At 47.6% G+C, this 6,397-nt stretch carries 5 protein-coding genes; 2 read left to right on the plus strand and 3 right to left on the minus strand.

Features of this window, described 5'->3' with window-relative positions:
- Window positions 1-184 precede the first annotated feature (184 nt).
- On the plus strand, window positions 185-2,632 hold the full coding sequence (locus BPODLACK_RS23350) for a hypothetical protein (protein ID WP_201450641.1): 2,448 nt from the start codon (window positions 185-187) through the stop codon (window positions 2,630-2,632).
- Complete coding sequence (locus BPODLACK_RS22855) at window positions 2,619-2,912, plus strand: hypothetical protein (protein WP_159406301.1); 294 nt, start codon at window positions 2,619-2,621, stop codon at window positions 2,910-2,912. The genes BPODLACK_RS23350 and BPODLACK_RS22855 overlap by 14 nt, the downstream gene beginning before the upstream one ends.
- Before the next feature lie 345 nt (window positions 2,913-3,257).
- On the opposite strand, the gene BPODLACK_RS23355 is transcribed toward BPODLACK_RS22855, so the two are convergent.
- The 3 genes from BPODLACK_RS23355 to BPODLACK_RS23360 form a co-directional block, all read right to left on the minus strand.
- Complete coding sequence (locus BPODLACK_RS23355; protein WP_268895984.1) at window positions 3,258-4,046, minus strand: phage tail tip fiber protein; 789 nt, start codon at window positions 4,044-4,046, stop codon at window positions 3,258-3,260.
- Window positions 4,047-6,095 carry a host specificity protein J gene (locus tag BPODLACK_RS22860; RefSeq protein WP_201450643.1) on the minus strand — a complete coding sequence of 683 codons (2,049 nt, stop codon included), beginning with the start codon at window positions 6,093-6,095 and terminating at the stop codon, window positions 4,047-4,049.
- A 42-nt stretch (window positions 6,096-6,137) separates the two neighbouring features.
- On the minus strand, window positions 6,138-6,397 hold a 260-nt coding region (locus BPODLACK_RS23360; protein ID WP_236577757.1), incomplete at its 5' end, for a hypothetical protein.

Consider the following 6,397-nt stretch of genomic DNA (forward strand, 5'->3'; position numbering starts at 1 on the left):
GCCTCAACATCTGATGCCCCAGCAAGCTCCTAATCCGCAAATCGGCGGCGTGAATTCTGGAATGGACTTCCATGATGCTTTCCCTTTCCGATTTAACAACTAAACGATCCTAAAATCTCCTTTTCTTTTCTGTTCATTGATGCTATTATCTGCGTTACTCAACCAACCATAGAGGACTAAAGGCATGGCACTATACAGAGAAGGTAAGGCGGCTATGGCCGCAGACGGAACAGTTACCGGGACTGGCACAAAGTGGCAATCATCGCTTTCGCTGATTCGCCCAGGCGCTACTATTATGTTTTTGTCGTCTCCAATTCAAATGGCAGTCGTAAACAAGGTGGTAAGCGACACTGAAATTAAAGCCATCACCACAAACGGCGCTGTCGTAGCGTCTACTGACTACGCGATACTGTTAAGCGACTCGCTGACCGTTGATGGTCTGGCGCAAGATGTTGCGGAAACCTTGCGCTACTATCAGTCGCAAGAAACCGTAATTGCGGATGCGGTCGAGTTCTTTAAGAACTTTGATTTCGATTCCCTGCAAAATATTGCTAACCAAATTAAGGAAGACTCTGAATCCGCGGAAGCAAGCGCTACGGCTGCGGCGGCGTCTGAAAGCTCCGCAAAAACTTCAGAGACCAACGCCAAAGCGTCTGAAAACGCGGCAAAAAATTCAGAGGTTGCAGCGGAGACTGCAAGAGAACAGACGCAGCAGATCATCAATGATGCTGGCGAACAGTCAACGCTGGTGGTTCTTGCTCAACCTTCTGGGGCCAGCAAGATTGGCTTGCCTGATGGCGGAACACTAGATGACGCTATTAAATGGGTAACGCCAGAAATGTTTGGTGCTGTTGGCGATGGTGTTGCTGACGATTCTGATGCATTGCAAGCCGCAATGAATGCTTGTGTTGATTTCGTGTGGCAAGGGAATGTTTCTGATACTGATTCTAGTGGGGCAACTGTTAAATACTATTTGATGCTACCAGGTCGGTATCGTTTCACCAGAACTATGCTAATTCCGCCTTATCTCCGAATGAGTGGAATTGCACAATCTTATTTGGGTGACCCAACGAATAATTTCACAAAGTTCATACCAGATTTTTCCATGCAGGATGGCTATGCATTTGAATCACTAAACCTTGATCAAACAGGTACGCACACGGCAAAGGTTGATTCATATTCTGCTAGTGCGAGCGACAGGCGAGAAGTTACTCGCTGCCCTGGGTTACTATTGGAGAATTTCTCCGTTGTTGCTGGGGCCAACACTTCCCTGAAGGGGATTTTCAATTTACGCCTCACACATGGTGGCGTACTCAAGAGCATCTGTGGCCGCATTACAACCAAAGCAGCAGTTGGGGCGAACCTCACCTGTACGTGGAATGGTGCATTCAGGGATTGCATTTTCAGGACTGCAACAATTGCTCTGACAATGAGGAATAACGTTACGACCTGGCTGTTTGATAACTGCTATTTCCAGACTACACAAGGGCCAAACCCACTGTCTTGGTTTACTGATTTCCCTGATTTCTACGGCTATCCGACAAGACAAGCCTGGACAGCTTGTGTTGCTGGCTCATGGTCGTCACCACATTTTAAGGATTGCACACTAGAAAATTCTCAAAATGGCTATAGGCTTCACAGATGCCAGGGCGGTTCTGAGCACGGAACTTACTTTGAGAATATAGAGGAAGAATGCTACGCCCTCATGGAGTGCGTAATGAGCATGACACCTGGTTATTTTTACAATAACAAAGGGGCAGCAGCCACCACACGCATGGTGTTTTTGTCAGGGTCTCCTGCAAACTCGGCAAGTATTGACATGACCAATACTAACTACTATAGCCAGACTGTTGACCCATATGACTGTCCTGGCTCCAGTAAGTTGGTTGTAAAACACGCTGGCGATATGCGAACCAGGATGAAAATTAAGTACCCTAACAAGGTTATTTTTAACTGTTACTCTCAGTTTTCTGGTTATTGTGATATTTACATATCGGAATCAGGTAATGACAGTTATAACGGGTATAGCTCAAGCTATCCAGTTAAGACATTGCAGGAGGCGTTACTTCGCTGCCAACCTAATTATAAAAACAGAATTTATATTGCTGCTGGTAATACGGTAACAACAACTAAATACTACTCAGATGGCTTAGGGCCAAACAGAAGGTTTTTTGAGAATTTTGACATTCAGGTTATTGGTGATGCAACAACCAAGCCAACTTTGGTTATTGGTGAAGATTCTGGCTGGCTATCAGGAGTTGGGGTTAAGGACGGAAGGATTTCATTCAAAAATTTGAATATTACTCTAACGCTATCCTCATCAACAAGTGCCGCAGCCATTGCATTTGGCGCTCTGGTTTATGTTTATGGTGACTGTGGGGTTTCATTTGATAACTGTACGATATCAGGAAGTGACGCCACTTATAAACCGTTCTTGGTGTCTCCCGCTCAGCGGGCTGGTGTGGTAAAACTATCGCTGAATTCATGCTCATTATCAAATATGAACATAATTCAGGGATCGAATATAAGCGGTCTTGGCCTTGCTTATATCCTAAACCACTATTCTTGTGCTTTTTCTTCAGTTGCTGAGGGTAGTACAACCGCTAAAATTTACTCGCGTGCAATCGCGTAAGGATAAAAAAATGTCATTTACAGTATCAAAGCAGTGTTCAGTTGTTAAGAATTATCCTGAACTTGGCATAGTAAAATCCGCTAATAGTGAAACACTGAACGTCACATATGAGGCCATTATTGTGAATTCGGTGGACGCAGGGGTTGCGGAAGTGCAGTTCAGCGTAAAATCTGATGATATTGGTGAGGGAATTATCACGTATTCTTTCAACCATAACGGATTAGATAATTTATTGGTTCAGGCTGAAACTGCATTAAAGAATAGTTTTAACTATTTATAATGCCCCGCTTTTTGCGGGGGATAATTGCGAAACATGAGGCCACAATAATGGCATATGTAACGATTCACACCAGCTATGGCCTGCAACGGTTAGCGCAGGCCGAAAAAACAGGAGTTGACGAAAAAAACATCACATTTTTGCGATATGAAATATAAGTATATCAATACAACATAAGAAAAAGGGGCCATTCGGCCCCTTTTCCACATCTATTATTCACATTAAAATAAAGCGCCCAGCCGGGCGCTTTTGTCACTAGACTACTATTCTATTTCCTTTTCTGTACGCCGATATGTATGCCCTCTCTCTGATAAAATAATATCACCAAGAGCGTGGTGGTGAATTGCTTTATGCTACCACCTTCCACGATCCGGAGCCTCGAGACATAATGCAGTAACCAGCCTCAAGGGTGCTGGTGCCAGTCCCACTTACGACAATCTCAACCAAAGTATCCTTCGTGTTGATGCCCGTCGCAACACCTACAGCAGTTAGGCGAGCACGTGTTGATTCCCCTGCATCTCTGCCATTATACGTTTGAGAAGATACCCTTACGCCATTAACATAACACTCAACGATAACCGAGCCAGTCTTGTCGCCAGCATCCCAGCGAATTAGTCCGAGAATTGCGTAGTTTTTCCCTCCTTTTTCACTTGAATCATGGTGCACGACGCGTGATTTCCATGCCGACCCAACTCTCGTCGGGAATGGCCCCATTGCCGCGATATCTCCCACAAAACTATTTGCTTCAACCGAGCCGCGGAATATCCCGTCGGTTGCGTCGATGGTGCCATGAAATGAACCGCTATCAGCCTCAATGTGCCCCCTTACAGTTACGCCGCTGAACTCAGCATTCCCGTTTTTGTCTATTGACCATCCTCGACTACCTGAAACATAGTTGTTGGACTGAATAAGGTTGCCGATCTTCGCGTTGGTAATCGAACCATCCTGAATGAGCGCGTTATTCATGAAAACCTGGTCATTCTGCACAACAAACGGCAAAGTGTACGCTCCAGACTCCGCATTTCGGATGATAGCGAATCTATCAGCAATAAACAGAACTTGAGAAACAACGTTGTCACCTTGCGCGGCAAGTTGTAGAGCCATCCCGGAAGTGTATTCCTGCCCGTTGTACGACAGTCATAGCTTCATTGTATACATGGAGCCAACTCCATTAACGTCAGCCCATGAGTCGAGTTTCTGATCTAGCGCTGCGGAGTTCTGGCCAATCCTTGCTGATAGAGCCTCCTCGGAAGTAACGCGCGCCTCAGTTTCATTGGCTAGTGCCTCGTTAACTTGAGTTAATCCAGCATTGAGGTTTTCGTTGAACTCTGCCGAGATCTGGTTAACCTGCTGCACCCTGGCTTCCGTCTCATTTGCTATGAGAACTTCTGCGCGTTTAATTTCAGCTTTCCTCTTGCCATTCTCCTTTCTCATTATTCTAACATCGCCATCATTCGCTAATGCGTTTTGAATGATACTGTTCGCGTATTCATTGAGTTTTGCCGCGCTATCCTGCGCACTCTCATGAAGTTCTTTCATCGCGTCGCTGTCGAGGATCTCATCCAGGATCACATCCGTGATGGCGTTAACGTCAGTAGACGACATGCCGCGAGCGTAATCAGTCCATGCTGAAACGTTGCCGATACGGTCTACACTTCTGGCTTTGTAGAAGTTCACGTAGCCAGCGGGCAAAATTGAATGCCAGTATTCAGAGGCCGGGTAAGGAATCAGGGTAAGCAGGCTTGCATCCTGATCGGTTCCGCTTTGCGACTGGTAAAGTTCAATGTATGCCGTGTCTTCCGCACCTTCAGGCATGGCCCACTTAACGCGAATGCCAAAGATCTCATCGTCCGACGCAAACAGGTTAATCGGGCCTTTTGGCGCTCCGACTTTCCCGGTCAGTGTGGCGGTTGCCAACGCAGACCACGGAGAAGCTACATTCCCGCCGCTAATGCACCTCACGCGGGCCTGATACTCGCCAGCATAGATGCCTTCGATATCAACCTGCGTTGTCGCGGTGCGCGGGACGTTGTTCCAGTTACCGCCATCCTTGCGCCATTGCACCTCGTACAGTTTTGCATACTGCACGGCAGACCAGCCGATCACCATCGTGTCGACGATCATTCCCTGAACAATGCGAGAAAACGAGCTAATCGTTAAGTCTTTCGGAGCGCCCATTGACTCCGGGTCGACACCCGAAGTTGGTCGGCTATCGGTAATTACTCCGTTGTCGATCGCGTCATACTTGTTCGGGTTGTACTGCGTAGCCGTGATGGCAAAGGTGAATTCGTCGTCATCACTACCCTTTTCAATCCGGGTTACTACATACTGTTCCGCTGCAAGCTGATCGCTCTCGATCAGGAATACGCTGTCCGGCGCAACGTCAAAATTAAATCCCACGTTTAGCGTTAGGGTTTTACCGTCCGCCGAAACGCTGGCGATTGTGCGGCGCACAGGCTTTCCGTCGTCGGTATTAAGGATCAGAGTGTCGCCAGCCTTCGCGTCGCAGCGGTAGGCCAGGAACACCTGCACGCCAGACACCTCCATAACGCGGCCTGATAGCACCAGGTTAAAGGCCGATTGCCGGTGCGGACCTCCCACGTAAATTACATCGCCGCAAGAAGGAATCATACCTTCCAGACCAGTAGAAAACGAAACGGTTGTGGCGCTTAGGTTCGTTTGCAGAATCCAACGCCCACGGCGGTTCGCCTCCGTCCTTCTGGTGCATCCGATCGCTGTAATGCTGGTCGGGTTGTGGCCGAACCGCATGGCTGCGTCAGGGTTGAATACTGGTTCAACATCCTGTTCGTACTGGTTTTCTTCGTCGTCGAACATGACGTTGCACGACGTATACATCGTCTTTTCGCTTGGGAACGTCCTAACGAAAACGCCATCAACGACGTTATCAGCCGTAAACAGGTACACAGGATCGCGCGGCTTATCGACGATAATCGATAGGCTTTCACCGTTGTAGAACGTCATTCCACGGAACGCGGAACAAATATCCCTTACCAACTGGAACGCCTCAACCTGCGACTGAACAACTACATCCATCAAATAGCGCGGTTCCATCCCGCCGCGATTGTCAGGAACAAGTTCATCACAATATTGCGCCACCTCATACAGCGACCACTTATCAACCGGGATTCCTAACTCACGCTGGTCTAAACCATAGCGCTGATTCATGATCAGATCATAAAGAACCCAGGCCGGGTTATTGCTCCACGCTCACTTGAAAACACCGTCCCACGTTCCGGAGTACGTGCGATTAATCGGATCGTAGTTTCTCGGAACCTGAATAATCTTCCATTTCTTTTTGAGTGAGATAGTAGGGATCTGATTTTGGAGCAGGTCGCTATCGAACTCAACGTAAAGCATGGCCGTTAACGGGTAGCGGAATTTTGCATCAATAACTTCAGCGTAGGATTCAACCCGGAAAGCGTCGACAACTTTCACCCCGTCAGCGTCCGGCGTTACTCGACTAACGC

This window comes from Gordonia sp. YY1 (assembly GCF_009872315.1).
In the GTDB taxonomy this organism is placed as follows: Bacteria; Actinomycetota; Actinomycetes; order Mycobacteriales; family Mycobacteriaceae; genus Gordonia; species Gordonia amicalis.